We start from the raw sequence: 22,010 nt of genomic DNA on the forward strand, positions 1-22,010 counted from the left end.
GACGGTACAGGTGGAGCAGGTGGAGCCGGTGCGCGGGCGCGGCGGGCTGCGGATCCGCACCCGGCTGGCGCTGCTGCACGCCGGGCTGTTCCTGGCCTGCGGGGCCGTCCTGCTCGTCGTCCAGTACCTCGCGGTCAACCGGATCATCGGCGACAACCAGGCCGTGATCACCACCGTCCCGGCGACCGTGACCAGTGCGGCCAGTGCGGCCACCACCCTCCCGGAGGCGGACGACCCGCTCCTGGCGGGCGCCCTCCTGGCCAGGCCGGCCGAGCCGTACGGGGGCGCGGTGTCCGGGCTGACCGCACCGCAGGCGGCCCAGGCCACCACCTTCGCGAGCGCCAGGTTCGTCGACTTCAAGACCGTGGTGCTGGGCTCGTTGGTCGGCCAGTCGCTGGCCGCCCTCGGTGTGATGGCGCTGGTCTCGGCGGGTCTGGGCTGGTGGACGGCGGGGCGCTCGGTGGCCCGGCTGCGCACGGTGACGGCGGCGGCGCGGCGGATCTCCGAGCAGAACCTGCACGACCGGTTCGCGCTGACCGGCCCCGAGGACGAGATCAAGGAACTCGGCGACACCTTCGACGCGATGCTCGTCCGGCTGGAGCGCTCCTTCGCGGCGAACCGCCGGTTCGCCGCCAACGCCTCGCACGAGCTGCGCACCCCGCTGGCGCTGCAGCGCACCTCGCTGGAGATCCCGCTCGCGGAGGGCAGGGTGCCCGAGGACCTACGGCCTTCGCTGGAGCGGGCGCTGCGGGCGACCGCGCGCAGCGAGCGCCTGGTCGACAGCCTGCTGCTGCTCGCCAAGGGGCAGCAAGGGCCGCGGAGTTACCTGCCCGCCGACCTCGCCGGGCAGGCCGCCGACGCGGTGGACGCGCACCGCGAGCAGGCCGCCGCGGCCGGCATCGACCTCAGCTGCGACCTGGCCGGCGCGCCCACCTCGGGCGATCCGGTGCTGCTCGGGCAGGTCGCCGTGAACCTCGTCCAGAACGCGGTCCGGCACAACGGTCCGGCCGGGGGCGGCCGGGGGCTGGTCCGGGTCAGTACCGCGAAGGTCGGCGGCGGCGCCGAACTGCGGGTCGAGAACACCGGTTGCGCGGTGGACCCGGCCGAGGTGGACGACCTGTTCGAGCCGTTCCACCGGGGCGCGGCCGCCCGGCTGGCGACCGGCCGGCCGGGCTCCGGGCTCGGGCTGTCGATCGTGCAGGCGGTGGTCGAGAGCCATGGCGGCACCGTCCGTGCGCGGGCCCGGGCGGGCGGCGGCCTGTGCGTGACGGTGCGCCTGCCGGGGCCCCGGGCCCGCTGAGCTGCTCCCGGCCGGCCGGGACTCCGGTGCGACTTCGCGCTCCACGCGCCGGAGGGGGCGGCGGGCCGCGGCCGGTGAGGGCCGCGGCGTCGCTCCGTGGGCCGGGGTGCGTCGCGCCGGTGTCAGACCAGTGCCGCGCCGCCGTCCACCGCGAGCGTGGTGCCGGTGACGTAGGCGTTGGACAGGGCGAACAGATAGGCCGCCGCGGCTTCCTCGGCCGTGCCGACACGCCCCGTGAGCAGCCCGGACCCGGCGCCCTGGAGGAAGGCCTCCGGGTCCGGGACGCTGCTGTCCCACAGCTCGGTGCGGATCACGCCGGGCTGGACCACGTTGACGCGCAGCGGGGCGAGTTCGACGGCGAGTGCCCGGGACAGGGCCTCGACGCCGCCGGTGATGCCCGCCGCGAGCGCGGTTCCGGCCAGGGGGCGGATCGCGAGGACGCCCGAGCTGAAGGTGATCGAGCCGCCGTCGCGCAGTCGCGGTGCGGCGTACTTGGCCGACAGGAACGCGCCCCAGAACCGGCGCTCGAAGAGCGCCCGGGCCTCCTGCGGTGCCGTGTCGGCCAGCGGCTTGATCAGCAGGGACTCGCCCGCGGTGTACACGAGGTGGTCGAACTCCCCGACCTGCTCGAAGAACGCGGCGATGGCGCCCCCGTCGGCGACGTCCAGGCGGTGGCCTTCGGCCGCCCCGCCCAGCCGCTTCGTCGCGGCGTCCACCCGGCCCTGGTTGCTGGAGGCGACCACGACGTCCGCGCCGGCCGCCACGGCCTGCCGGGCCACCGCGAAGCCGATGCCGGAGGTTCCGCCGATGATCACGATCTTCTTGCCGGCCAGAGACATGAGGTGTCCGTTCCTTCGTCGACGAGGTGCCGGGGCCCGGCACCTCCATGGCCCGAACGTATGGCTCCAGGCCGAGACGATGAATGACTGAAGATCTCGATTCTTTGTCATATCGTCTCGCCGAACAGGCATTAGGGTGGCGCTATGGACATCCTGAGCGACACCCTCGAAGTCCTGCGCACGGGACGCCCGATGGTGAGCCGCACCGAGGCGCACGCCCCGTGGGCCCTGAAGTTCCAGCCCGTCTCAGGAGCCGGATTCCACGTGGTCGTGGAAGGCCACTGCCACCTGCTGCCACCGCACGGCCGGCCGCTCGCGCTCGGCCCTGGCGACATCGTGTTCCTGCGGCGCGGCAGCGGACACGTCCTGTGCGACCTGCCGGACCGCGACCCGGTGGACTTCGTACCGGAGCGCGTGGACCGCTCCTCGCCGATCGGCCAGGTCACGGTGGACGGACCGGGGCCGCGCACGGTGCTGGTGTGCGGCGCGTACGCGATCGACGTCGACCGCCCGCATCCGCTGTTCGGCGATCTGCCGGAGGTCGTCCACCTCCCCGCGGTCCCCGGCCGCCACCCGGTGCTGCGCTCGGCGGTCGATCAGCTGTGCGCCGAGTTCCACGCGCCGCAGCCGGGGTCGGACGCGGTGGTCACGGCGCTCATCGATCTGCTGCTGCTGTACATCCTCCGGTCGTGGTACGCCGAACTGCCGAAGGAGCGGACCCGGGGCTGGACGGCCGCGCTGACCGACCCGGCGGTCGCCCCGGCCCTGAAGGCGATCCACGACGACCCCGGCCACCCCTGGACGGTGGAGTCGCTGGGCACCCGCGCCGGGCTGTCCCGTGCGGCGTTCGCCCGCCGCTTCGCCTCGGTGGTCGGCGAGCCGCCGTTGACCTACCTGACCAACTGGCGGATGGCCACCGCGGCGCGGTTGCTGCACCACTCGGCGGCCCCGCTGAGCACGGTCGCGCAGCACACCGGGTACACGTCGGAGTTCGCCTTCGCCAAGGCCTTCAAACGACACTTCGGAGCGCCGCCGGGGGCCTACCGCAGGCAGGTCAGGACGGCGGGCGACGAACCACGCGGGGACGACTGGCGGTGAGGCCGCGGCCGTGACCCCCTGTTTGCCGGAGAGGTGGCGGTGGCACCGGTGGCGGTGCCGGCGGCGCGGGGCCGGAGAAGGCGTACGGCTTCGCGGTGGGTGCCAAGGCCTTCGAGGTCGGCCTGACCGGCTCGGAGAAGGCGGTCACCCTCGCGGAGCCGGCCCCGCACACCACCAAGTGCCGGAGCAGGACGGAGGACTTCGAGCAGCGCCCGTGCTTCTGGTGCTCCACCCACGAGATCGCGCTCGGCCCCGCCGGCAAGATCACCTCGGTGTGGGAGGTCTTCCACTCCTGACCGGCCTGACCGGGTCTGAAGCGGCCTCACCGGCCTGGCCCCTCCCCGACCGGTCCGGCCGTCCGGTCAGCGGTCGTCGTCCGGGCCCGGCCGTCCGGCCTCCTCGCCGGGGGCCGGCGGCCCGGGCGGCGTGACGCCCTCGTGGGTGACCAGGCAGAACGGGTGGCCGGCCGGGTCCGCGTACACCCGGTAGCCGATCGGCTTGTCGGAGCCCTCCAGCAGGGTCGCGCCCAGGGCCAGTACCGCCTCCTGCGCCACGTCCAGGTCGGCCACCAGGACGTCGACGTGCATCTGCGGCGGGTGGCCGGGGTCGGTCCAGCGCGGCGGCCGGTAGCCGTCGACCCGCTGGAAGGTCACCCGCTCCCGGCCGTCCGGGCTTTCGAGCACCACGTAGTCGCCGCTGTCCTCGACGCGGGCGAGGGTCAGCAGCCGCTCGTAGAAGCCGGCGAGTTCGGCGGGGGCGGGGCAGTCGATGACGAGCGAGAACAGGCGTCCGATCACGGCGTCACTATGCCGCGAGCGGGCGGGGGTTGTCAGCCCGTCCCGGTCCGGCGGCCGGGGCGGACGCGGGCTCGGATGCGAACCGGGGGAGCGGGCGGGGCCGGGCGGGGGCGGGTCAGCGGCGCTCGGTGTGGAGCCGGAGCCGGCGGGTGCGGACCCGGCTCGCCGAGTGCAGCAGGGCGTGGATGCGGTGGCCGACCTGGTCGGGATCGAGCAGCGGCTGCTCGAACGGGAGACGGACGTCGTGGTGGGTCCGGAGGGTCTCCAGGCGGAGCACGATGCCGTACTGGTCCATGGCGAGCGGCCAGGCCCGGGTGACGCCGATCAGCAGCCGGGGGTCGACCAGGCCGGAGAGGGCGGCCACCTGGTCGTGGTGGTCGTCGGTCATGTGGGTGAGCAGGACCGCCTCGTAGGGGGCGAGCGGGTCGGGGGCGGTCCGGGCGAGGGCGTCCAGGTCGACGGGGGTGTGCGTCCCGCCGGTGCCGAGCAGGGCCTGGGTCGGGTCGAGCGGCATGCTGACGGTGCCGTCCGCCGCCTCGCGGGGGCGGCCGAGCCGGCCGGCGATCCGCACCTGGCAGCGGACCCGGTCGCGGACGGCGACCGGTGCGACGTCGGTCCATTCGAGCAGGACGGGCAGGCCGTCCTCGTCGGCCTCGGCCGCCTCGCGGGTGAGGCGGCAGTCCCGGGGGGCCTGGAGGTAGGGGCCGGCGCCCTGGGCGGCGAAGTCCGGCTCGGGGGCGGGGCCGAAGCCGCTCGCGCTGCCGAAGCCGAGCAGGTGCGGGCCGAGCAGGTCGTGGCGGCCGGCCCGGGTGGTGGCGGTCAGGGAGCAGGCGGCCTGGAGCACGCTGCGGACCCGCTCGGCGTCCGTGGGGGCCGGGGTGCTGACGTCGGTGGGGCGCATGGCTGCCTTCCGCTTGACTTAGGTAAGGCTAACTTAACTCATTGGCGGAGCGGGTGGCCAGGCCCGTGCCGCACCGGGTCCGCGCGCCGCCGCCCGCGCGCCCCTTCCGGTGCCCCCACTCCCGCCCGCGCGCCTCCCGCCGTGCGCCTGCCCGCCACCTTTGCCCATGACCTTCGCCCGCACGCGCACGCGCACCCGCTCTGCCCGGACGCGCGTGCAGCTCGTGCCCGTACGCGCACGCCCACCCGATCCCGGACGGCCGTGCCCGCTCGCGCGTCCACACCCGCGTCACACCGGCGGCACCCCGGCATCACATCGACCTTGCTGACCACCGGTCGGCGCAGCCGTGCCGGCGCATACAGTTGCGGAGGAAGTCAGAAGATCACCGACACCATTTCAGGCGCGGAGGCGACCCATGAGCTCCCACCCGGCCGCGAGACCCGGCCCGGGCTCCGACCAGCGTTCCGACCGGACCTCAGGCCCGGGCGGGCGGTCCGTGACGGACGGGACGTCAGGCCGTCCCCCCGGTTCGGGTCTCGGCGAGGGTTCCGGTGAGGGCCTCCGGAGGGGGGCGGACGGCCCGGAGGGCGGCGGCCGGGAGCAGGGCGGCCGCGATCTCGGCGGGCCCGACCCGGCGCCCGGGTCGGCCGCCGAGCAGCCCTGGAGCAGGCAGCGGCTGCGCAGCAACAACGAGTGGTTGCTGCTGGAACGGCTGCGGACCACCGGCGCCGCCTCCCGTGCTCAACTGGCCCGGGACACCGGCCTTTCCAAGCCGACCGTCTCGGCTGCGCTGGCCACCCTGGAGCAGGCCGGACTGGCCCGTGAGGCCGGGCTGCTGGCACCCGGCCGGGGCCGGGTCGCCGTCCTGTACGAGCCGGACCCGACCGCTGGGTACGTGCTCGGCGTGGACATCGGCCGGGGCCGGCTGCGGGTCGCCGTCGCCGACCTGGCCGGGGAGATCACCGCGCGGCGGGACGTCCCGAACCGGGGCAGTACGGCCGGCGCGGTGGCCGACGCGGTGATCGCCGAGGCCCGGGCCGCGATCGCCGAGGCCGGGATCGGACCGGGCGCCGTGGTGCACGCCGCCATCGGCACCCCGGGTGTCTGGGACGAGACGGAGCAACGCGTCCGGTACGCGGCGCAGCTGCCCGGCTGGGGGCGCCGCGGCCTGTTCGACCGGATCAGGGCGGGCCTGGACACCACCATCAGCGTGCACAACGACGCCAATCTGGCGGCACTGGGGGAGTACGCGCGCGGTGCGGGGGCGGGGAGCCGGCACTTCGTCTACCTGCTGCTCGGCACCGGCATCGGGATGGGCGTGGTCTCCGGCGGCAAGCTGCAGCGCGGCGCGCACGGGGCGGCCGGCGAGATCGGTTTCCTGCCGCTGCCGGGGGGCCCGGGTGCCGGGGCCGGCGGGGGCCGTGGCGGCGGCCAGGGTGCGGACCAGGCCCCCGAGCAGGGCCCCGACCAGGGCGGGGACGAGGGTAGGGACCACGACCAGCGGCCCGGGATGCTGGAGTCGGCGGCGTCGGCGGAGTCCGTGGTCCGGAGCGCCAGGGAACTGGGCGTGCGCGGGGCGGCCACCGCCAAGCAGGTGTTCGACGCCGCGCGGGCCGGCGATCCGGCCGCGCTCGCCGCGGTGCAGCGGCAGGCGGAGCAGCTCGCGTACGCCGTGGCCGTGGTGTCCTCGGTGATCGATCCGGACCTGGTGGTGCTCGGCGGGGGCATGGGCCAGAGCTCCGACCTGCTGCTCGACCGGGTCGAGGAGGCGCTGCACGCGCTCACCCCGTTGCGGCCGCGGCTGGCGCCGAGCCTGCTGGGGGACGAGGCGGTGCTGATCGGCGCGCTGTCCACGGCCCTGCGCACCGCCCGGCCGGAGGTGTTCGACCGCCGTTCGGCGGCGGTGGACCGGGCCTGACCGCCCGCCGGGTGGCCCGCCGCCGGCCGCCGCCGGTGCGTCCCGGCACCGGCCGCGACGGCGGGCGGGCCACCCGGGCGGCCCGTTGACGGCGACCGGGACCGTCTCCGGTCGCCGTCAACGGGCCGCCCGTGACGGGGGCTACTTGATGCCGGCGGCCGCGCAGGCGTCCGCGTACGGTGCCGCGCAGACCTCGGCCGCGGTGTAGAGCCCGCCGGCGATCACCGTGACGGCGACCTTCGGCTTGGTCACCACGATCGGGGTGAGGAGCATCGACGGCACGTGGGAGCCGCCGCTCTCGGTGATCGCGCTGGCGATCGAGGTGACGTCCAGACCCTTCAGGAGGTGGACGGCGATGGTCGCGGCCGCGTCCGTCTCGGGCTTGTACGGCTTGTAGATCGTGTAGGACTGCTCGCCCGAGAGCACCCGGCGGACGGCGTCGAGCGAGGCGTCCTGGCCGCCGACCGGGACGTTCTTGAGGCCGGCGCCCTTGAGGGTCTCGATGACGGCGGCGGCCATGCCGTCGTTGGCGACGTAGACGGCGTCGACGTTGTCCTTGCCGACCTGGCGGATCGCCTCGGTCATCTTCTGGGCGGCCACCTCCGGCTTCCACTCGCCGGACTGCTCGTAGGAGATCCGCTTGACCTTGCCGTCCAGCGACTTGTGCGCGCCGGCCTTGAAGCTGGCGGCGTTGGGGTCGGACTCGGCGCCGTTGATCATGACGACCTCGGCCTCGGCGGCCTTCGGGCCGAGCGCGTCCAGCAGGGCGTTGCCCTGGAGCTCGCCGGTGCGGGCGTTGTCGAAGGAGACGTACGCGGCGACGTTGCCGGCGGCCAGGCGGTCGTACGCGACCACCTTGGCGCCCTTGGCGGCGGCCGCCTGGACCCAGGGCGCGGTGTTCTTGGCGTTCACCGGGTCGAGCAGGATGACCTTGATGCCCTTGGCCAGCAGTGCGTCGAACTGCTGCTTCTGGGTCTCCTCGTTGCCGTCCGCGTTGGCGTAGTCGATGGTGCACTTGGTGCAGAGGGACGCGACGGAGGCCTCGATCAGCGGCTTGTCGAAGGCCTCGTACCGGGTGGAGGAGGTCTTCTCGGGCAGCAGCAGGCCGACGGTGGTGGCGCCGACGCCGCCCGAACTCTTGCCCGCGTCGTCCTGACCGCAGGCGGTCAGGCCCAGGAGCGCGAGTGAGAGCGCGGCTGTGCCACTGATGGTGCGTCGCGTCACAACATTCATGCTGGGTGGTGCCTCCTGACTGCGCCGCATCGTTGCGGCCGAGCACGGAGTCAAACGCCCCCCGGTGCTTGTCGTCAATAACTAAACCGTCGACGCTGGACAAGTGCCTAATTCGTTATCTTCTTAAAAGGTCGAGACCACTCGGTCAATCACCGGGCCGGTCGTGCTGACAGCGGCTCAGTGGGCGGAATCTGTAGGGCACATGACACGACTGCCCAGTTCTGGAATGTCCAGGGGTGCCGGGAACAGGGATAGGGATGATGCGTTAACATTTTGTCTCGGCCTGCAGACCATACCGGTCGACCCGTTTTCTGGGTGCGCCCGACGTTCAGGCCCTGTTGAACCCCCGGAGGAACCAGCCATGGCGAAGCAGCCGCGTGCTGAGCAGACCCGCACAACGATCATCGAGGCCGCGGCGCAGATGTTCGACCGCCAGGGGTTCGGCTCCACCAGTCTCAGCGACATCGTCACCCGGGGCGGCATCACCAAGGGTGCCCTCTACTTCCACTTCGTCTCCAAGGACGAACTGGCCCGCGCCGTGATCGCCCGCCAGCACCAGCGGTCGGCGGACGCCGCGGAACGGCTGCTCTCCCGCAATCTCCCCGGGCTCGAAACGGTGCTCCGGGCCCCCTTCGTGCTGGCCGAGCAGGTACTCACCGACCCGGTGGCCCGCGCCGGGGTCCGGCTCACCCTGGAGGGGGGGACATTGCGCAATCCCGTCGCCGGTCCGTTCGAGGAATGGACCGGCGTCCTCGCCGAGCAGCTGCGGCGGGGCGTGCGGGAGCTGGACGTGCGCCCGGCCGTCGACCCGGACGCCTGCGCGCGTTTCGTGCTCAGCTCCTTCACCGGCGTGCACCTGGTGGCCCGGGCGCTGGAGTCGCCCGGGCACCTCCCCGCACGGCTGCTGGAGATGTGGGAGGTCCTCATCCCCGGACTGGCCCAGCCCCGCCGCTGCGCCCATCACCGGGACCTGGCCGCCCGGCTCACCGACCGGCTGGCGCGGAGCGCCGCGGTGGCGGGGGTGCCGGCCGTCCCGCCGGCCGTCCCGCCGCCCGGCCCGTCGCCGCTCCCCTCGCCCGCCACGGCGGGGGCCGCCGCCGGGAGCGGCCCGGCCTGAGCACGGGCCGCCCCGGCGTGACCTCCCCGCGCGGTACGCCGCTCCGCCGTGCCCCGCTCCCACCGCGGCCGGCCCGCCGGAGCCGTACTACGCGTACTACGCCGTACTACGCAGGGAGTACGCCGGACCGCCCCGGCGGGGTGACGCGCGGCGCGGACCGGCCGGTCTAGCCTTCCGGCATGGCATCAGATCCTCAGGACGGCGGTCCTTGGCGCCCTCCGTGGGTGCGCGCGGCCAAGGCCGGCTGGCCGGTGGCCTCGGCGCTGGTGATCGCGGTGGTCCAGGTGGCCGGCACCGCCGCGGCCGCCCGTCACCAGGCCGGCAGCCGGGCCGCCCTGGACGCCTTCGGCTACCTGCTGCTCCTGCTCGGCCCGGCGCTGCTGGTGCTGCGCCGCCGCCGGCCGGTCGCCGTGGTGGCCGGCGTCTCGGCGGTGACCGTCGCGTACCTGGCCGCCGGGTACCCGTACGGGCCGGTGTTCATCAGCCTGGTGGTGGCCGTCTGCGCGGCCGTGCAGACCGGTCACCGCCGGGCGGCCTGGACCGGCCTGGGCGTCTGCTACCTGGCACACGCCCTGGTCACCTTCGTGCTGCCGGCCGACTGGTCGCGCGCGCCCGCGCCGCGGATCCTCTGGTGGCAGGAGGCCGGGGCGCTGGCCTGGGTGCTGCTGGTGGTCGCGGTCGCCGAGATCCTGCGCTTCCGGCGGGAGCGGATGGACGCCCGGCGGGCCTTCGAGGCACAGGCCGAGCGCCGCCGGGCGGACGAGGAGCGGCTGCGGATGGCCCGCGAGCTGCACGACATCCTGGCGCACAGCATCTCGCTGATCCACCTGCAGGCCGGGGTGGCCCTGGAGCTGCTGGACACCCGGCCCGAGCAGGCCCGGACGGCGCTGACCACGATCAAGAGCGCCAGCAAGGAGGCGCTCGGCGAGGTGCGCCAGGTGCTCGGCACGCTCCGCTCGCCGGACGCCGCCGCCCCGCGCGGCCCGGCCCCCGGCCTGGCCAGGCTGGACGAGCTGGTCGAACAGGCGGGCCGGGCCGGGCTGAAGGTGACCCTGCGGGTCGCCGGCCGGCCCCGGCCGCCGGCCGCCGGGGCCGACCTGACGGCCTTCCGGATCGTCCAGGAGGCGCTGACCAACGTGATCCGGCATTCGGCCGCGCGGTCCGCCGACGTCCTGCTGGACTGGGAGGACGCCGACGCCCTCACCGTCCAGGTGGAGGACCCGGGCCCGGCCGGGCACGCCCACGCGGGCGGCTCCGGCAGCGGCCTGGTCGGCATGCGCGAGCGGGTGGCCGCGTTCGGCGGCACGCTGGAGGCGGGCCCGCGGCCGGACGGCGGCTTCCGGGTCCGGGCCACGCTGGGGACGACGACGAAGGGGACGACGTGATCCGGGTCCTGCTGGCCGACGACCAGGTGCTGGTCAGGGCGGGTTTCCGCGCCCTGCTGGAGGCCCAGCCGGACCTGGAGGTGGTGGGGGAGGCCGGCGACGGCGAGGAGGCCGTCCGGCTCGCCCGCGAACTGACCCCCGACGTCGTCCTGATGGACGTCCGGATGCCCCGGCTGGACGGCCTGCAGGCGACCCGCCGGATCGCCGGGGAGCCGGCCCTGGCCGCCGTCCGGGTGGTCGTCCTGACCACCTTCGAGCTGGACGAGTACGTCTTCGAGGCGCTGCGCTCCGGCGCCGCCGGGTTCCTGGTCAAGGACACCGAGCCGGCCGACCTGCTGCGCGCCGTCCGGGTCGCGGCCGCGGGCGACGCGCTGCTCTCGCCCGGCGTGACCCGCCGCCTGATCGGCGAGTTCGCCGCCCGCTCCAAGGCGCCCGACGGCTCGGGGCCGGACCTCTCGGTGCTCACCGACCGGGAGCGCGAGGTGCTGGCCCTGGTCGGGCTCGGCCTGTCCAACGAGGACATCGCGCGGCGCCTGGTGGTCAGCCCGCTCACCGCCAAGACCCACGTCAGCCGGGCGATGGTGAAGCTGGCCGCCCGGGACCGGGCCCAACTCGTCGTCCTGGCCTACGAGTCCGGGCTGGTCCGGCCCGGCTGGCTGGGCTGACCCGGGCTGGCAGGGCTGGCTGGGCTGACCAGGACTGGCAGGGCCGACCCGGGCTGGCAGGGCTGGCAGGGCTGGCAGGACCGACCGGGCCGACCGGGACGGCTGGGCCGACCAGGACGGCTCCGGGGCCGCCGGCCGAGCCGACCGGCGCGGCGGCCCGCGGGGTACCCGCCCGCCCGCCGGGTACTCCGCACGCAGTAGCCGTGAAGCCGCTGCCCGTACGACGCGCCGCGACCCCCCTCGGCGGAATGCTCGAAATGCCCCGGGAAGCACTCCCGGGACGAGCCACCGCCCGAGGAGATGAACCGTCATGGACACCCTGCTGGCCGGCGTCACGCCGGCCGCCACCGCACTCGCCGACCACGGGTGGGACGGGCCGGGCCCCTGGATCCTGCTGTTCCCGCTGTTCTGGATCGTCGTGGTGCTCCTCGTCGTCCTCGTCCTGCGGCGCGCCTTCCGGGGCCGGGGCTGGGCCGGACGGCCGGACAGCCCGCTGGCCGTGCTGGGCCGCCGCTACGCCGAGGGCGCCATCGACGCCGAGGAGTACCGGGCCCGCCGCGCCGTCCTCACCGAGGACCCGCGCGAGCGCCGGGGCGGTGCCGAATGAGTGCCACCGAGCCCCGGGCCACCACCCTCGACCTCGTCCCGGACGTCGCGGCCCGGGTCGCCGACGCCGTGAAGGTCTACGGCGTCGGCGCCACCGAGGTCCGCGCCCTGGACCACGTCACCGTCGACTTCCCCGCCGCCCGCTTCACCGCCGTGATGGGCCCCTCCGGCTCCGGCAAGTCCACCCTGATGCACTGCGCCGCCGGCCTGGACACCCTCAGCGCCGGCAGCGCCTGGATCGGCGGCACCGAACTCGGCACCCTGAACGACCGCCGGCTGACCCTGCTGCGCCGCGAGCGGATCGGCTTCGTCTTCCAGGCGTTCAACCTCGTCCCGACGCTGACCGTCCGGGAGAACATCACCCTCCCGCTGGACCTGGCCGGCGCCGCCCCCGACCAGGCCTGGCTGGACTCCCTGATCGACGTGATCGGGCTCGGCGACCGGCTGCACCACCGCCCGGGCGAGCTCTCCGGCGGCCAGCAGCAGCGGGTCGCGGTCGCCCGGGCACTGGCCGGGCGGCCCCAGGTGGTGTTCGCGGACGAGCCCACCGGCAACCTCGACTCCCGCACCGGCGGCGAGGTCCTCGGGCTGCTCCGCCGGGCCGTCGACGAGATGGGCCGGTGCGTCGTCATGGTCACCCACGACCCGACCGCCGCCGGCTACGCCGACCAGGCCCTGTTCCTGGCCGACGGCCGCCTGGTCGACCGGATGGACGCGCCCACCGCCGACCGGGTGCTCGACCGGATGAAGGCCTTCGAGAGGCGGCAGTCATGAGCCCGGCCGGCACCACCCTGCGGATCAGCCTGCGCTCGCTGCGCGCCCACCGCCGGCGCCTCGCCGGGACCTTCCTGTCGATCCTGCTCGGCGTCAGCTTCCTGGCCGGGACGATGGTGCTCGGCGACACCCTGCGGGCCAACTTCGACACCCTGTTCGCCGACGCCAACGCCGGCACCGACGCCGTGGTGCGCAGCGCCGACGTGCTGGACTCCCCGGGCACCCCCGGCGGGGTCCGGGCCCCGGTCGAGGCCGCCCTCGCGGCCCGGCTGCGCACCGTCCCGGGGGTGGCCGCCGCCGAGGCGTCCGTCCAGGGCGCGGGGCAGCTGGTCGGCAGCGACGGCAAGCCGGTCGGCGGCCAGGGACCGCCCACGCTGGCCGGCAACTGGCTGGCCGACCCGGAGCTCAACCCGTACCGGCTGGCCGAGGGCCGGGCACCGGCCGCGCCCGGCGAGGCGGTGGTCAACCGGGGGGCCGCGCGGAGCGGCGGCCTGCACCTCGGTGACACCACGGTGCTGCGCACCCCCGACCCGCTGCGGATCACCATCGTCGGCATCGCCACCTTCGGCGACAGCGCCGACGGGATGGGCCCCAGCACCTTCACCGCGCTGACCACGGAGGAGGCCGCGGCCCGGCTCACCCCGAAGGGCGCCGGGCAGGCCTCGGCCGTGCAGGTCCGCGCCACGCCGGGCACCTCGCAGGCCGAGCTGGTCCGGGCGATCACCCCGTACCTGCCCGCGGGCGTGCAGGCGGTGACCGGCGCGGCCGCCACCGCGGAGAGCACCGCGCAGGTCTCCGGCCGGTTCTTGACCATGTTCACCACCCTGCTGCTGGTCTTCGCCGGGATCGCCCTGCTGGTCGCCACCTTCACCATCCACAACACCTTCGCCATCGTGGTCGCCCAGCGGACCAGGGAGAACGCCCTGCTCAGGGCGCTCGGCGCGGCCCGCGGGCAGGTGCTGGGCGCGACCCTCGCGGAGGCGCTCGCGGTGGGCCTGCTGGCCTCGCTGGCCGGCCTGCTCGGCGGCATCGGGGTGGCGACGGGCCTGAAGGCGCTGTTCGCCGCCCTCGGGTTCTCGCTGCCGACCGGCGGCACGGTGATCAGCGCCGCCGCCGTCCTGCTGCCGCTGCTGGTGGGGACGGTGGTGGCGGCCGGCTCCGCCCTGCTGCCCGCCGTCCGGGCCGGGCGGACGGCGCCGCTCGCCGCCCTGCGGGAGACCGCGGTGGACCGGGCGGCCGACGGCCGGGCCGGCCGGGCCAGGGCGGCGCTCGGCGGGCTGCTGCTGGCGGCCGGCGTCCCGCTGGCCGTGACCGGTGCCACCGGTGGCCCGTCCGTCGTGCTGACCACCGCCGGGGCGCTGGCGGTGCTGGCCGGGCTGGTGGTGCTGGGCCCGGTAGCGGCCGCCTTGGCCGTCCGGACGCTGGGTGCCCCGCTGACCCGGCTGCGCGGGGTCCCGGGCACGCTGGCCAGGCGCAACGCCGCCCGCAACCCCCGGCGGACCGCCGCGACGGCGACCGCGCTGATGATCGGCGTCGCGGTGGTGACCCTCTTCACCGTCTTCGGGGCCTCGATCAGGGCCACCCTCGACCGGACGGTCGACGACTCCTTCGCGGGGGACCTCGCCGTCACCGCGCCCTCCTTCGGCGCCGGCGGCAGCGGCCTCAGCCCCCGGCTGGCGGACGCGCTGGCCGGCCTGCCCGAGGTGCGGCAGAGCGTCGGCCTCGGCCGGGGCGTCGCCCGGGTCGACGGCCACGGCCGCACGCTGGACGTCACCGACCCGGCGCGGCTGGCCGGCATCGTCGACCTCGGCCGGGTCGAGGGCTCGCTGGGCGCGCTCGGCACCGACGGCCTCGCCGTCTCCCGGGCCGAGGCGGACCGGCGCGGCTGGCGGCTCGGCGGGAGCGTCACGGTCGGCTTCACCGACGGGACGAGCGGCCCGTTCACCGTCCGGGCCGTGTACGACGCCGCCGGCCTCGCCGGCGACTACCTGGTCACCCGCGAGGCGTGGGCGCCGCACCGGGGCCAGGACAGCGACACCATGGTCGCCGTCGCGCTGCGCCCGGGCGTCCCGCTCGCGCAGGGCCGGGCCGCCGTGGAACGGGCCGCCGCGCCGTTCGGCAACCCGCAGGTGCAGGACCGCGACCAGTACGCGGCGAGCGCCGCGTCCGGCGTCGACATGATGCTCTCTGTCGTCTACGCCCTGCTCGCGCTGGCGGTGCTGATCGCGCTGCTGGGCATCGCCAACACGCTGACCCTGGCGATCCACGAGCGGACCAGGGAGCTGGGCCTGCTGCGCGCGGTCGGCCAGACCCGTGGCCAGCTGCGCGGCATGGTCCGCTGGGAGTCGGTGCTGGTCGCCGCCTTCGGCACGGTCGGCGGGCTCGGGCTCGGCGCCTTCCTGGGCTGGGCGCTGGTGAAGGCCTCGGACGCTGCCGGGACGGGCTCCTTCGCGATCCCGCCGCTCCAGCTGGCCGTGGTGCTGGTCGCCGGGCTGCTGGCGGGCGCGGTGGCCGGCCTGCGCCCGGCCGGGCGGGCGGCCAGGCTCGACGTGCTGCGGGCCGTCGCCTCGGACTGACCGCGCGGGGCCGCCCCGCCCGGCACCGTCCACACCGTCCCCGTCGGGGGCCGTCAGGTCCGCGGACCTGACGGCCCCCGACGCGGTCAGCCCTGCGGGAAGTGGTGCACGTACGCCACCGGGCGGCCCCCGGCGTCCCGGCCGACCCGTCCCGTCCCGGGGTCGGCCGAGGTGCCGGTCCGCTCCAGCAGGACGCCGACGGCCACGCCGCCGGCGTCCGGGTGCGGCGCCGCGTGCCAGCCGTGGGCGAAGGCGCCGGGGTCGCGCCCGGAGGGGTTCTCCGCCGGCCGGGCGGAGCCCGTCGTCCCGTCCGGGCCGGCGCCCTCCCGTGCCGTCCGGCGGGCCGCGAGCACCGGCCGGGCGTGCTCCACCAGCCGCCCGACCGCCTGCGCCGTCCCCGCCGACGGGGTGCCGGGGCGGCCGCCGAAGCAGAGCAGCCCGCTGTCGTTCGGGCCGCTCCAGGTCTCCTTGTCCCAGCTGACCGGCGGGTCGGTCGACAGGGCCACCGCCAGCATCCGGACCCGCGCGTGCTGCCCGGCCTGCGGGGCGTCGGCCAGCGGTTCGACGGCGACGGCGACGGGGTAGCGGCCCGGCGGCAGGGTGGTGTCCGCCGTCCACCCGTCCGGCCCCGGGTCGGTGACGGCCAGGACGCCGGTGGGCAGCACGAGGTCGCCGACCTCCTGGATCTGCTGGGGGGTGCCGGGGCGCGGGCCGAGGTTCGGCGCGTAGGAGGCGAACAGCGCGGGGAAGTCCACCTGTTCGGCCCGCACCCGGGCGAAGGAGGCTCCCACGCCCGGCAGTTGCGGCTGATGGCCGGGTGGCCGGCCGTTGCCGGGGCCGCCCGCGCCGGGCAGGACGGGCGCCCGGCGCCCCCGGTAGGCGCCGAGCGGCGCCCCGTCGCGGTGGGTGTGGCCGACGAAGGTGTCCCATCCGGCGTCGAACAGGACGGAGGTCGCGCGGCCCTCGGTGTCGGTCCAGGCCAGCTCGACCGGCAGCGGCGCGACGCCCGCGTCCAGCCGGAGGTCGAGGCCCGGCCGGCCGTCCGCCAGGCGGTGGAAGACGGCGTGGCAGCCGGGGGTCGGTCCGGTGGGCAGGCCGGTGGGGGAGGCGGCGTCGCCCTCGTAGCTGAACCGCCGGCCGTCGGCCGCCACCCAGTGGCCCTGGAAGCGGTGCATCCGGGCGCCGAAGCCGATCGCCGCGCGGCCGCCCTCGGCGTCCAGCCAGGACAGGGTGCGCAACTGCGGAGCGGTGCCGTCGTCCAGGGCGAGCCACAGGGCGCCGGGGCGCGGTTCGCCGGCGTCGTCCAGCGGGGTGCGCAGGGTGCTGAAGACCCGCAGCCGGGTCCCGACCGGGACGAACCTGTCCCGGTCCGGGTCGGCGAGCCGGGCCCGTTCGGCGCGGCCGGGGTGGGCGGCGGGGTCGATCAGGATCCGGCTGATCCGCAGGGCCCGGGCGGCGGCCGGGCCGGGGCCGACCGTGAGCAGGTTGTGGCCCGGCCGGAGCAGGCCGGCGGGAATCGTGGCGGTGATGGTCCGCCCGCCGAAGGGCGGCGGTCCGAGGTGTCGTCGGCCCGCGGGGGAGTCGCCCGAGGGGGCCGGGCCGGTCGGGTCCGTGCGGCCGGGCCGGGTCTCCACCGGCTCGCCGTTGACGGAGAGTACGGGGGCGCCGTCGGCGGCCAGGGTGACGGTCAGCTCGGCAGGCCGCCCGGGGAGTCCGAAGCCGAGCTCCAGCGTGCTGCCGGGCGGGATCGCGTGGTAGCCCTCGGCCGATGCCGGGCCGGGCCCGGATCGGATGCCGATGTTGTTGGAAATGAAGGGAGTTGAAGCAAAGTCGGCGAAGGTTGGCTCCATGCGGGGAGCGTAGTCGCCACCGGTACCGGGTGGGCAGGGGCCTGGGGCCGGCCCCGGTCCGGACGGCTGTCCGGTGGCCGTCGGAGCAGCCGTCGCAGGGCTGTCGCGGGGGCCGCTGGAGCGGGCGGGGCCGGGTCGATCGCCGTCCGTCGGTCCGTGCCCCGGTCGTCCGTGCCCCCGGTCTTCCTGGGCGCCGGTCAGCCGAGGTGCCAGAGCTGGCCGTGGCCGGCCAGCGTGGTGGCGGCCAGCACCGCGAGGTCGGCGACACCGAGGGTGAGGCCGAGCAGGGCGCGGCCGCGCCGGGTGGTGCCGCGGACCAGGGCGAGGACGGCCAGCACGATCGCGAGCGGGCCGAGCGCGATGTTGAAGAGCAGCAGGCCCGGCAGGCCGAGCAGGAAGGAGGCGACGGCGAGGTTGTCGGCGTCGGCGGCCCCCCGGTCGGTGCCGGCCCGGTCCGTGGTCGTGGTCCGACGGTCGGCGGTGCTGTGACGGGCGGTCAGGGTGCTGTTCACGGGGTTCCTCCGATGGGCGTTCCGGCGGGGTCGCCGTGGCCGGGGTCCGGTGGTGGGCCAGGCGGTCGGCGGGCCGTATGGCTGGTGGGCCGGTGCTGGTGGGCCGGTGCTGGGTGGCCGGTGGGGCCGGATGCGCGGGGCGGGCAGGTCAGCGGGCCCGGCGCCGGGCGAGGCCCTCGCGGGCGCCGAAGGCCAGCAGCCACAGGGCGATGACGGCCGACGCGGTGAGGAAGACGGGCATCGAGGTGTGCACGGCGGCGCCGGCGAGGAGTCCCATGGCGACCAGGAGGGCGAGCAGGAACATGGGGTGGGCCTTTCTCGGGTCGGTCGGCGGGCGGGAGAAGGTCGGCGAACACTTGGGATGACAACTGTTCGCTGACATCATCACTCTACGCTGGCGAATCTCGGCAAACAGTTGTTTACTGAATGATGTGAGTCACACCGTGGGGGTCAGACAGGCCCAGAAGCAGCAGAGCCGCCGCGCGCTGATGGACGCGGGCCTGCGCCTGCTGGAGGACCAGAACCTCACCAGCCTCGGCGTCCGCGAGGTCACCCGGGCCGCCGGCATGTCACCGGCCGGCTTCTATCGGCACTTCCGGGACATGGCCGACCTCGGCGTGGCCCTGGTGGAGGAGTCGCTCGCCAGCCTGCACCTGCTGGTCCGCTCGGTGCTGGAGGGGCGCGGCGGCGCCGAGGAGCTGATCGACCGTACGGTCGAGATCATCGAGCTGCACGTCCGGGAGCACCCCGCCCATGTCCGCTTCCTGGCGCGCGAGCGGCACGGCGGCGCGCGGCAGGTGCGGGAGGCGATCGCGGCCGAGCTGGACCGCTTCGCCGAGGAGGTCGGCGCCGCGCTCGCGCTGCAGTCGGTCTCCGCGGGCTGGGGCGAGGGGGAGCTGCGGATGCTGGCGGAGCTCTACGTCGGCCATGTGGTGTCGACCGCGGCGGCCTTCCTGGAGGCGCCGGCCGGCGATCCCGAGGCGGCCCGGCGGGTCGCCGCCACCGCCCGGATGCAGTTGCGCCTGGTCAGCCTGGGGCGCCGGCACTGGAAGGACGCCTGACGGTCCGTCGGCGGCCGGTGGCCCCGCTCTCCCGTGGTTGAGGGTGTCTTGACATCTCGTCATGCACGCGCCAATTTTGGTGCACCCCCACATACGAGAGGCCCTCCCATGAAGAAGCCGCTCATAGGCGTGCTCACCGCGCTCCTGCTGGCCGGGGCCACCGCCCTCGCCGCCCCCGCCGCTGCCGCCGCCCCCTCCGGCGCACAGGCCCGGGCCGTATCCGCCGACCGGGCCGTCCCCGTCGGCCAGGACGCCTCCGCCGACCGGGCCGCTCAGGCGCAGCCCGCCGCCGCCGTCAGCTTCGCCGGGACGGTCGCGCTCAGCAACTGCTCCGGGTCCCTGGTCCGGATGCCGGGCTCCGCCGCCGGCGACCCGGCGCTGGTCCTCTCCAACGGGCACTGCCTGGAGAACGGCATGCCCGGCCCGGGCGAGGTCGTCGTCGGCCAGGCCTCCAGCCGCACCTTCTCGCTGCTCAGCTCCACCGGCGCCAAGCTCGGCACGCTGCGCGCCAGCAAGGTCGTCTACGGCACCATGACCGACACCGACGTGTCGCTCTACCAGCTCAACACCACCTACGCCGCGATCCAGTCGCGGTACGGCATCGCGCCGCTGACCATCGCCGCGACCCACCCGGCCCAGGGTGCCTCGATCAAGGTCGTCTCCGGGTACTGGAAGAAGATCTACTCCTGCTCGGTCGACGGCTTCGCCTACCGCCTCAAGGAGGGGGAGTGGACCTTCAAGGACTCCGTCCGCTACACCTCCAGCTGCAACACCATCGGCGGCACCTCCGGCTCGCCGGTGGTCAGCACCGCCACCGGTGAGGTGGTCGCCGTGAACAACACCGGCAACGAGGACGGCGAGTCGTGCACCGTCAACAACCCCTGCGAGGTCGACCAGAACGGTAAGGTGACGGTTCGTCAGGGCATCAACTACGCCCAGCAGACGTACGGGATCCCGGCCTGCTTCGCCGCCGGGAACCGCCTCGACCTGACCCGCGCCGGCTGCACCCTGCCGCGCCCCTGAGACCGACCGACAGCCGGTGGGCCGCCCGCAGCCAGCGGGTGGCCCACTCGGCCGTGAGCACCACCGGCCGGACGGCCCACCAGGCCCCGTCCGGCCGGCACCGCACCGCCACCCGCCGACACAACGGAGAGTCGATGCGCACCACGCTCAAGAGGCTGCTGGTAGCGGCAGTACTGATCCCCCTGCTCGCCCTCGGGTCCGCCGCGCCGGCGCTGGCCCGCGGCGAGGGCGCCGGGCCCGCCGCGGCCGCCACGGACATCAAGGACCGCCTGGCGGCGATCCCCGGGGTGACCGTCACCGAGGAGAAGCCCACCACCACCGGGCACCGGTACTTCCTGCTGACGTACACCCAGCCGGTCGACCACCGCCGGCCCTGGCTGGGCACCTTCCAGCAGCGGTTCAGCGTGCTCCACCGGGGCGAGGACCGCCCGACCGTCTTCTACACCAACGGCTACACCCTGGGCACCACGCCCTCGCGCACCGAGCCCACCCGGCTGCTCGACGGCAACCAGGTCTCCGTCGAGTACCGCTACTTCACGCCCTCCCGGCCGCAGCCCGCCGACTGGTCCAAGGCCGGCATCCAGCAGGCCGCCGGCGACGCCCACCGGCTGATCACCGCCCTCAAGGGGATCTACGACCACGAGTGGATCTCCACCGGCGCCAGCAAGGGCGGCATGTCCTCCGTCTACCACCGGCGGTTCTACCCGGACGACGTGGACGGCACGGTGGCCTACGTCGCCCCGAACGACGTCGACGACCGCGAGGACTCCGCCTACAGCGCCTTCTTCGACCAGGTCGGGACCTCCGCCTGCCGGGCCGCGCTGGACGCCGCCCAACGCGAACTCCTCGTCCGCCGGGCCACCCTGGAGCCCCGCTACGCCGCCGACAACGCGGCGGTGGGCAACACCTTCGCCACCATCGGCAACGCCGACCGCGCCTACGAGGTCGGCGTCCTCGACGTGGTCTGGGCGTTCTGGCAGTACGGCATCGAGGCGGACTGCGCGGACGTGCCCGCCGCCGGCGCCACCGACGACCAGTTGTACGCCTGGCTCGACACGCACTCCGGGGTCACCTCCAACAGCGACCAGTCGCTCGCCGGGTACACCGCGTACTACTACCAGGCCGGCACCGAGCTGGGCTCCCCGAACTTCGACGTGTCGCACCTCAAGGGGCTGCTGCACTACGACACCAAGGAGCTCTACTCGCCGCGCAGCTACGTGCCGCGCTCGATCCCGATGCGCTTCGACCCGTCCGCCATGCGGGACATCGACCGCTGGGTGCGGCACGACGCCGAGCGGATCATCTTCGTCTACGGCCAGAACGACCCGTGGGGCGCCGAGCGCTTCACCCTAGGCCGCGGCAGCGAGGACAGCTACGTCTACACCGCCCCCGGTGCCAATCACGGCGCCAAGATCGCGGCGCTGACGCCCGCCGAGTCGGCCGCCGCCACCGCCAAGCTGCTCGACTGGGCGGGCCTGGGGGCCGCCGAGGCCGGCCGCCCCGCCGCCCTCGCCCAGAGCGCACCCTTCACCGACCTCGACCGGGCCGGGCTGCTGGAGGAGCACCACCGGCTCTAGGACCCGCCCGGCCGCCCGGCCGCCCGGCCGCCCGTGCTCCGGCGCGGATGGCCGGGCCGTAGGGTCGACGGCGTGAACCAGATCTGGCTGGGCGTCGCCGCAGCTCTCGCCCTGCCCCTCGGCCTGCTGCTGATCCGCGAGCGGCGGGCGGACGGCCGCCCGGCCGGGCCGCCGCCAGACCGGCCGGAGCGCGGCCCGGAGCGGCGGCGTACGGCCGGCCGGCCGGAGGTGAGCGACCCGGCGGAGGTCGCCTACTGGAACCCGCTGCAGCTGATCGGCTCCCCTTCGCGGGAGGTCGGCGAGGGCCGGTGGGAGGACCGCAGCCGGCTGAACGTCCCCGGGCCGTTCTACGGCGGCGCCACCGACAGCGGCGGGCACGGTCCGGCGTGCGCGCCGCGGCACGTCCTCTTCGGTGACCGGGGCACGGAATTCGTCTACCGCCAGGCCGCCGGCCCCGACGAACTGGCGGACCTCCAGGAGGCTTTCGGCGAGGAGCTCTTCCGCGGCTACGCCGGCGACGGTGACGAGCACTGGACGCCGGACGCCGTCCGGGAGTGGTGGGCCGGCCGGGCGGGGGTGCGCCGCTGGATCGAGGAGGACCTGGCAGGCCGGGGCGGCGGTGACAACGAGCGGAAGTCGCTGCTGGCCTTCGCCGCCCACCTGGACGACGGGCTGGAGGACTACCTGCGCGGGTACCTGTTCTGGCTGGCCGAGGGCCGGGAGCCGAAGGCCGGCGAGCCGCTCCCGTCGCTCTGAGGAGGCTCCGCGCGCCCCCTGG

The 22,010-nt window shown here is 75.5% G+C and carries 21 protein-coding genes; 14 read left to right on the top strand and 7 right to left on the bottom strand.

Going from position 1 to position 22,010, the window contains the following annotated elements; translation table 11 throughout:
- The first annotated feature begins 10 nt into the window (after window positions 1–10).
- Window positions 11–1,300, top strand: a complete 1,290-nt coding sequence (locus IE329_RS19145; RefSeq protein ID WP_190212146.1) for a sensor histidine kinase — start codon at window positions 11–13, stop codon at window positions 1,298–1,300.
- Between the two features lie 122 nt (window positions 1,301–1,422).
- On the opposite strand, the gene IE329_RS19150 is transcribed toward IE329_RS19145, so the two are convergent.
- Complete coding sequence (locus IE329_RS19150; RefSeq protein ID WP_190212147.1) at window positions 1,423–2,139, bottom strand: SDR family oxidoreductase; 717 nt, start codon at window positions 2,137–2,139, stop codon at window positions 1,423–1,425.
- 144 nt (window positions 2,140–2,283) lie between these two features.
- Between IE329_RS19150 and IE329_RS19155 the strand changes: the two genes are divergently transcribed.
- Together IE329_RS19155 and IE329_RS19160 are read left to right on the top strand one after the other, a co-directional pair.
- Window positions 2,284–3,237 (top strand): AraC family transcriptional regulator, encoded by a 954-nt coding sequence (locus IE329_RS19155; protein WP_190212148.1) that lies wholly within the window; start codon window positions 2,284–2,286, stop codon window positions 3,235–3,237.
- A gap of 95 nt (window positions 3,238–3,332) precedes the next feature.
- Window positions 3,333–3,533: a hypothetical protein gene (locus IE329_RS19160; protein WP_190212149.1), complete on the top strand. Its 201-nt coding sequence runs from the start codon at window positions 3,333–3,335 to the stop codon at window positions 3,531–3,533.
- 66 nt (window positions 3,534–3,599) lie between these two features.
- Here IE329_RS19160 and IE329_RS19165 read toward each other — a convergent pair whose 3' ends face one another.
- Both IE329_RS19165 and IE329_RS19170 read right to left on the bottom strand, forming a co-directional pair.
- Window positions 3,600–4,034 (bottom strand): VOC family protein, encoded by a 435-nt coding sequence (locus IE329_RS19165; RefSeq protein ID WP_190212150.1) that lies wholly within the window; start codon window positions 4,032–4,034, stop codon window positions 3,600–3,602.
- A 115-nt stretch (window positions 4,035–4,149) separates the two neighbouring features.
- Window positions 4,150–4,935, bottom strand: coding sequence for a DUF2470 domain-containing protein (locus IE329_RS19170; protein ID WP_190212151.1), 786 nt, complete (start codon window positions 4,933–4,935; stop codon window positions 4,150–4,152).
- A gap of 415 nt (window positions 4,936–5,350) precedes the next feature.
- Here IE329_RS19170 and IE329_RS19175 point away from each other — a divergent pair, with 415 nt between their 5' ends.
- Entirely contained in the window at window positions 5,351–6,853 is a 1,503-nt protein-coding gene (locus tag IE329_RS19175; RefSeq protein ID WP_190212152.1) for an ROK family transcriptional regulator, read from the top strand.
- 141 nt (window positions 6,854–6,994) lie between these two features.
- On the opposite strand, the gene IE329_RS19180 is transcribed toward IE329_RS19175, so the two are convergent.
- Window positions 6,995–8,086 (bottom strand): sugar ABC transporter substrate-binding protein, encoded by a 1,092-nt coding sequence (locus tag IE329_RS19180; RefSeq protein WP_190212153.1) that lies wholly within the window; start codon window positions 8,084–8,086, stop codon window positions 6,995–6,997.
- 361 nt (window positions 8,087–8,447) lie between these two features.
- On the opposite strand from IE329_RS19180, the gene IE329_RS19185 reads away from it, so the two are divergent.
- The 6 genes from IE329_RS19185 to IE329_RS19210 all read left to right on the top strand — a co-directional run bounded on the left by IE329_RS19185 (window position 8,448) and on the right by IE329_RS19210 (window position 15,209).
- Window positions 8,448–9,203, top strand: coding sequence for a ScbR family autoregulator-binding transcription factor (locus IE329_RS19185; RefSeq protein WP_190212154.1), 756 nt, complete (start codon window positions 8,448–8,450; stop codon window positions 9,201–9,203).
- Window positions 9,204–9,382: 179 nt separating this feature from the next.
- The gene (locus IE329_RS19190; RefSeq protein ID WP_190212155.1) at window positions 9,383–10,588 is read left to right on the top strand and encodes a sensor histidine kinase; all 1,206 of its coding nucleotides are present in this window, start codon (window positions 9,383–9,385) and stop codon (window positions 10,586–10,588) included.
- Window positions 10,585–11,253: a response regulator gene (locus IE329_RS19195; protein ID WP_190212156.1), complete on the top strand. Its 669-nt coding sequence runs from the start codon at window positions 10,585–10,587 to the stop codon at window positions 11,251–11,253. The genes IE329_RS19190 and IE329_RS19195 overlap by 4 nt, the downstream gene beginning before the upstream one ends.
- A 310-nt stretch (window positions 11,254–11,563) precedes the next feature.
- Window positions 11,564–11,860 (top strand): SHOCT domain-containing protein, encoded by a 297-nt coding sequence (locus tag IE329_RS19200; protein WP_190212157.1) that lies wholly within the window; start codon window positions 11,564–11,566, stop codon window positions 11,858–11,860.
- Window positions 11,857–12,633 (top strand): ABC transporter ATP-binding protein, encoded by a 777-nt coding sequence (locus IE329_RS19205; protein WP_190212158.1) that lies wholly within the window; start codon window positions 11,857–11,859, stop codon window positions 12,631–12,633. Before IE329_RS19200 ends, IE329_RS19205 begins: the two co-directional genes overlap by 4 nt.
- Window positions 12,630–15,209, top strand: a complete 2,580-nt coding sequence (locus tag IE329_RS19210) for an ABC transporter permease (RefSeq protein ID WP_190212159.1) — start codon at window positions 12,630–12,632, stop codon at window positions 15,207–15,209. Before IE329_RS19205 ends, IE329_RS19210 begins: the two co-directional genes overlap by 4 nt.
- 86 nt (window positions 15,210–15,295) lie before the next feature.
- On the opposite strand, the gene IE329_RS19215 is transcribed toward IE329_RS19210, so the two are convergent.
- The 3 genes from IE329_RS19215 to IE329_RS19225 form a co-directional block, all read right to left on the bottom strand.
- A complete protein-coding gene (locus IE329_RS19215; protein WP_190212160.1) occupies window positions 15,296–17,059 on the bottom strand; it encodes a hypothetical protein in 1,764 nt (587 codons plus the stop codon).
- A gap of 197 nt (window positions 17,060–17,256) precedes the next feature.
- Window positions 17,257–17,571 carry a hypothetical protein gene (locus IE329_RS19220; protein WP_229927583.1) on the bottom strand — a complete coding sequence of 105 codons (315 nt, stop codon included), beginning with the start codon at window positions 17,569–17,571 and terminating at the stop codon, window positions 17,257–17,259.
- A 148-nt stretch (window positions 17,572–17,719) separates the two neighbouring features.
- Window positions 17,720–17,875, bottom strand: coding sequence for a hypothetical protein (locus IE329_RS19225; RefSeq protein ID WP_190212161.1), 156 nt, complete (start codon window positions 17,873–17,875; stop codon window positions 17,720–17,722).
- 127 nt (window positions 17,876–18,002) lie between these two features.
- Here IE329_RS19225 and IE329_RS19230 point away from each other — a divergent pair, with 127 nt between their 5' ends.
- From IE329_RS19230 to IE329_RS40745, 4 genes are all read left to right on the top strand, one after another.
- Window positions 18,003–18,632, top strand: coding sequence for a TetR family transcriptional regulator (locus tag IE329_RS19230; RefSeq protein WP_190212162.1), 630 nt, complete (start codon window positions 18,003–18,005; stop codon window positions 18,630–18,632).
- A gap of 108 nt (window positions 18,633–18,740) precedes the next feature.
- On the top strand, window positions 18,741–19,655 hold the full coding sequence (locus tag IE329_RS19235; RefSeq protein WP_190212163.1) for a trypsin-like serine peptidase: 915 nt from the start codon (window positions 18,741–18,743) through the stop codon (window positions 19,653–19,655).
- Window positions 19,656–19,789: 134 nt separating this feature from the next.
- The gene (locus IE329_RS19240) at window positions 19,790–21,232 is read left to right on the top strand and encodes a S28 family serine protease (RefSeq protein WP_190212164.1); all 1,443 of its coding nucleotides are present in this window, start codon (window positions 19,790–19,792) and stop codon (window positions 21,230–21,232) included.
- A 72-nt stretch (window positions 21,233–21,304) separates the two neighbouring features.
- On the top strand, window positions 21,305–21,988 hold the full coding sequence (locus IE329_RS40745) for a ferredoxin (RefSeq protein WP_229927584.1): 684 nt from the start codon (window positions 21,305–21,307) through the stop codon (window positions 21,986–21,988).
- Window positions 21,989–22,010: the final 22 nt, after the last annotated feature.

It is taken from the genome of Kitasatospora indigofera (genome assembly GCF_014655955.1).
Lineage (GTDB): Bacteria > Actinomycetota > Actinomycetes > Streptomycetales > Streptomycetaceae > Kitasatospora > Kitasatospora indigofera.

What these genes read in the sequence shown, in the direction of transcription:
- IE329_RS19240 (WP_190212164.1), top strand. Translation starts at nt 19,790, where the DNA reads ATGCGCACCACGCTCAAGAGGCTGCTGGTAGCGGCAGTACTGATCCCC.
- IE329_RS19200 (WP_190212157.1), top strand. Translation starts at nt 11,564, where the DNA reads ATGGACACCCTGCTGGCCGGCGTCACGCCGGCCGCCACCGCACTCGCC.
- IE329_RS19175 (WP_190212152.1), top strand. Translation starts at nt 5,351, where the DNA reads ATGAGCTCCCACCCGGCCGCGAGACCCGGCCCGGGCTCCGACCAGCGT.
- IE329_RS19235 (WP_190212163.1), top strand. Translation starts at nt 18,741, where the DNA reads ATGAAGAAGCCGCTCATAGGCGTGCTCACCGCGCTCCTGCTGGCCGGG.
- IE329_RS19185 (WP_190212154.1), top strand. Translation starts at nt 8,448, where the DNA reads ATGGCGAAGCAGCCGCGTGCTGAGCAGACCCGCACAACGATCATCGAG.
- IE329_RS19150 (WP_190212147.1), bottom strand. Translation starts at nt 2,139, where the DNA reads ATGTCTCTGGCCGGCAAGAAGATCGTGATCATCGGCGGAACCTCCGGC.
- IE329_RS19225 (WP_190212161.1), bottom strand. Translation starts at nt 17,875, where the DNA reads ATGTTCCTGCTCGCCCTCCTGGTCGCCATGGGACTCCTCGCCGGCGCC.
- IE329_RS19215 (WP_190212160.1), bottom strand. Translation starts at nt 17,059, where the DNA reads ATGGAGCCAACCTTCGCCGACTTTGCTTCAACTCCCTTCATTTCCAAC.
- IE329_RS19170 (WP_190212151.1), bottom strand. Translation starts at nt 4,935, where the DNA reads ATGCGCCCCACCGACGTCAGCACCCCGGCCCCCACGGACGCCGAGCGG.
- IE329_RS19190 (WP_190212155.1), top strand. Translation starts at nt 9,383, where the DNA reads ATGGCATCAGATCCTCAGGACGGCGGTCCTTGGCGCCCTCCGTGGGTG.
- IE329_RS19155 (WP_190212148.1), top strand. Translation starts at nt 2,284, where the DNA reads ATGGACATCCTGAGCGACACCCTCGAAGTCCTGCGCACGGGACGCCCG.
- IE329_RS19180 (WP_190212153.1), bottom strand. Translation starts at nt 8,086, where the DNA reads ATGAATGTTGTGACGCGACGCACCATCAGTGGCACAGCCGCGCTCTCA.
- IE329_RS19210 (WP_190212159.1), top strand. Translation starts at nt 12,630, where the DNA reads ATGAGCCCGGCCGGCACCACCCTGCGGATCAGCCTGCGCTCGCTGCGC.
- IE329_RS19205 (WP_190212158.1), top strand. Translation starts at nt 11,857, where the DNA reads ATGAGTGCCACCGAGCCCCGGGCCACCACCCTCGACCTCGTCCCGGAC.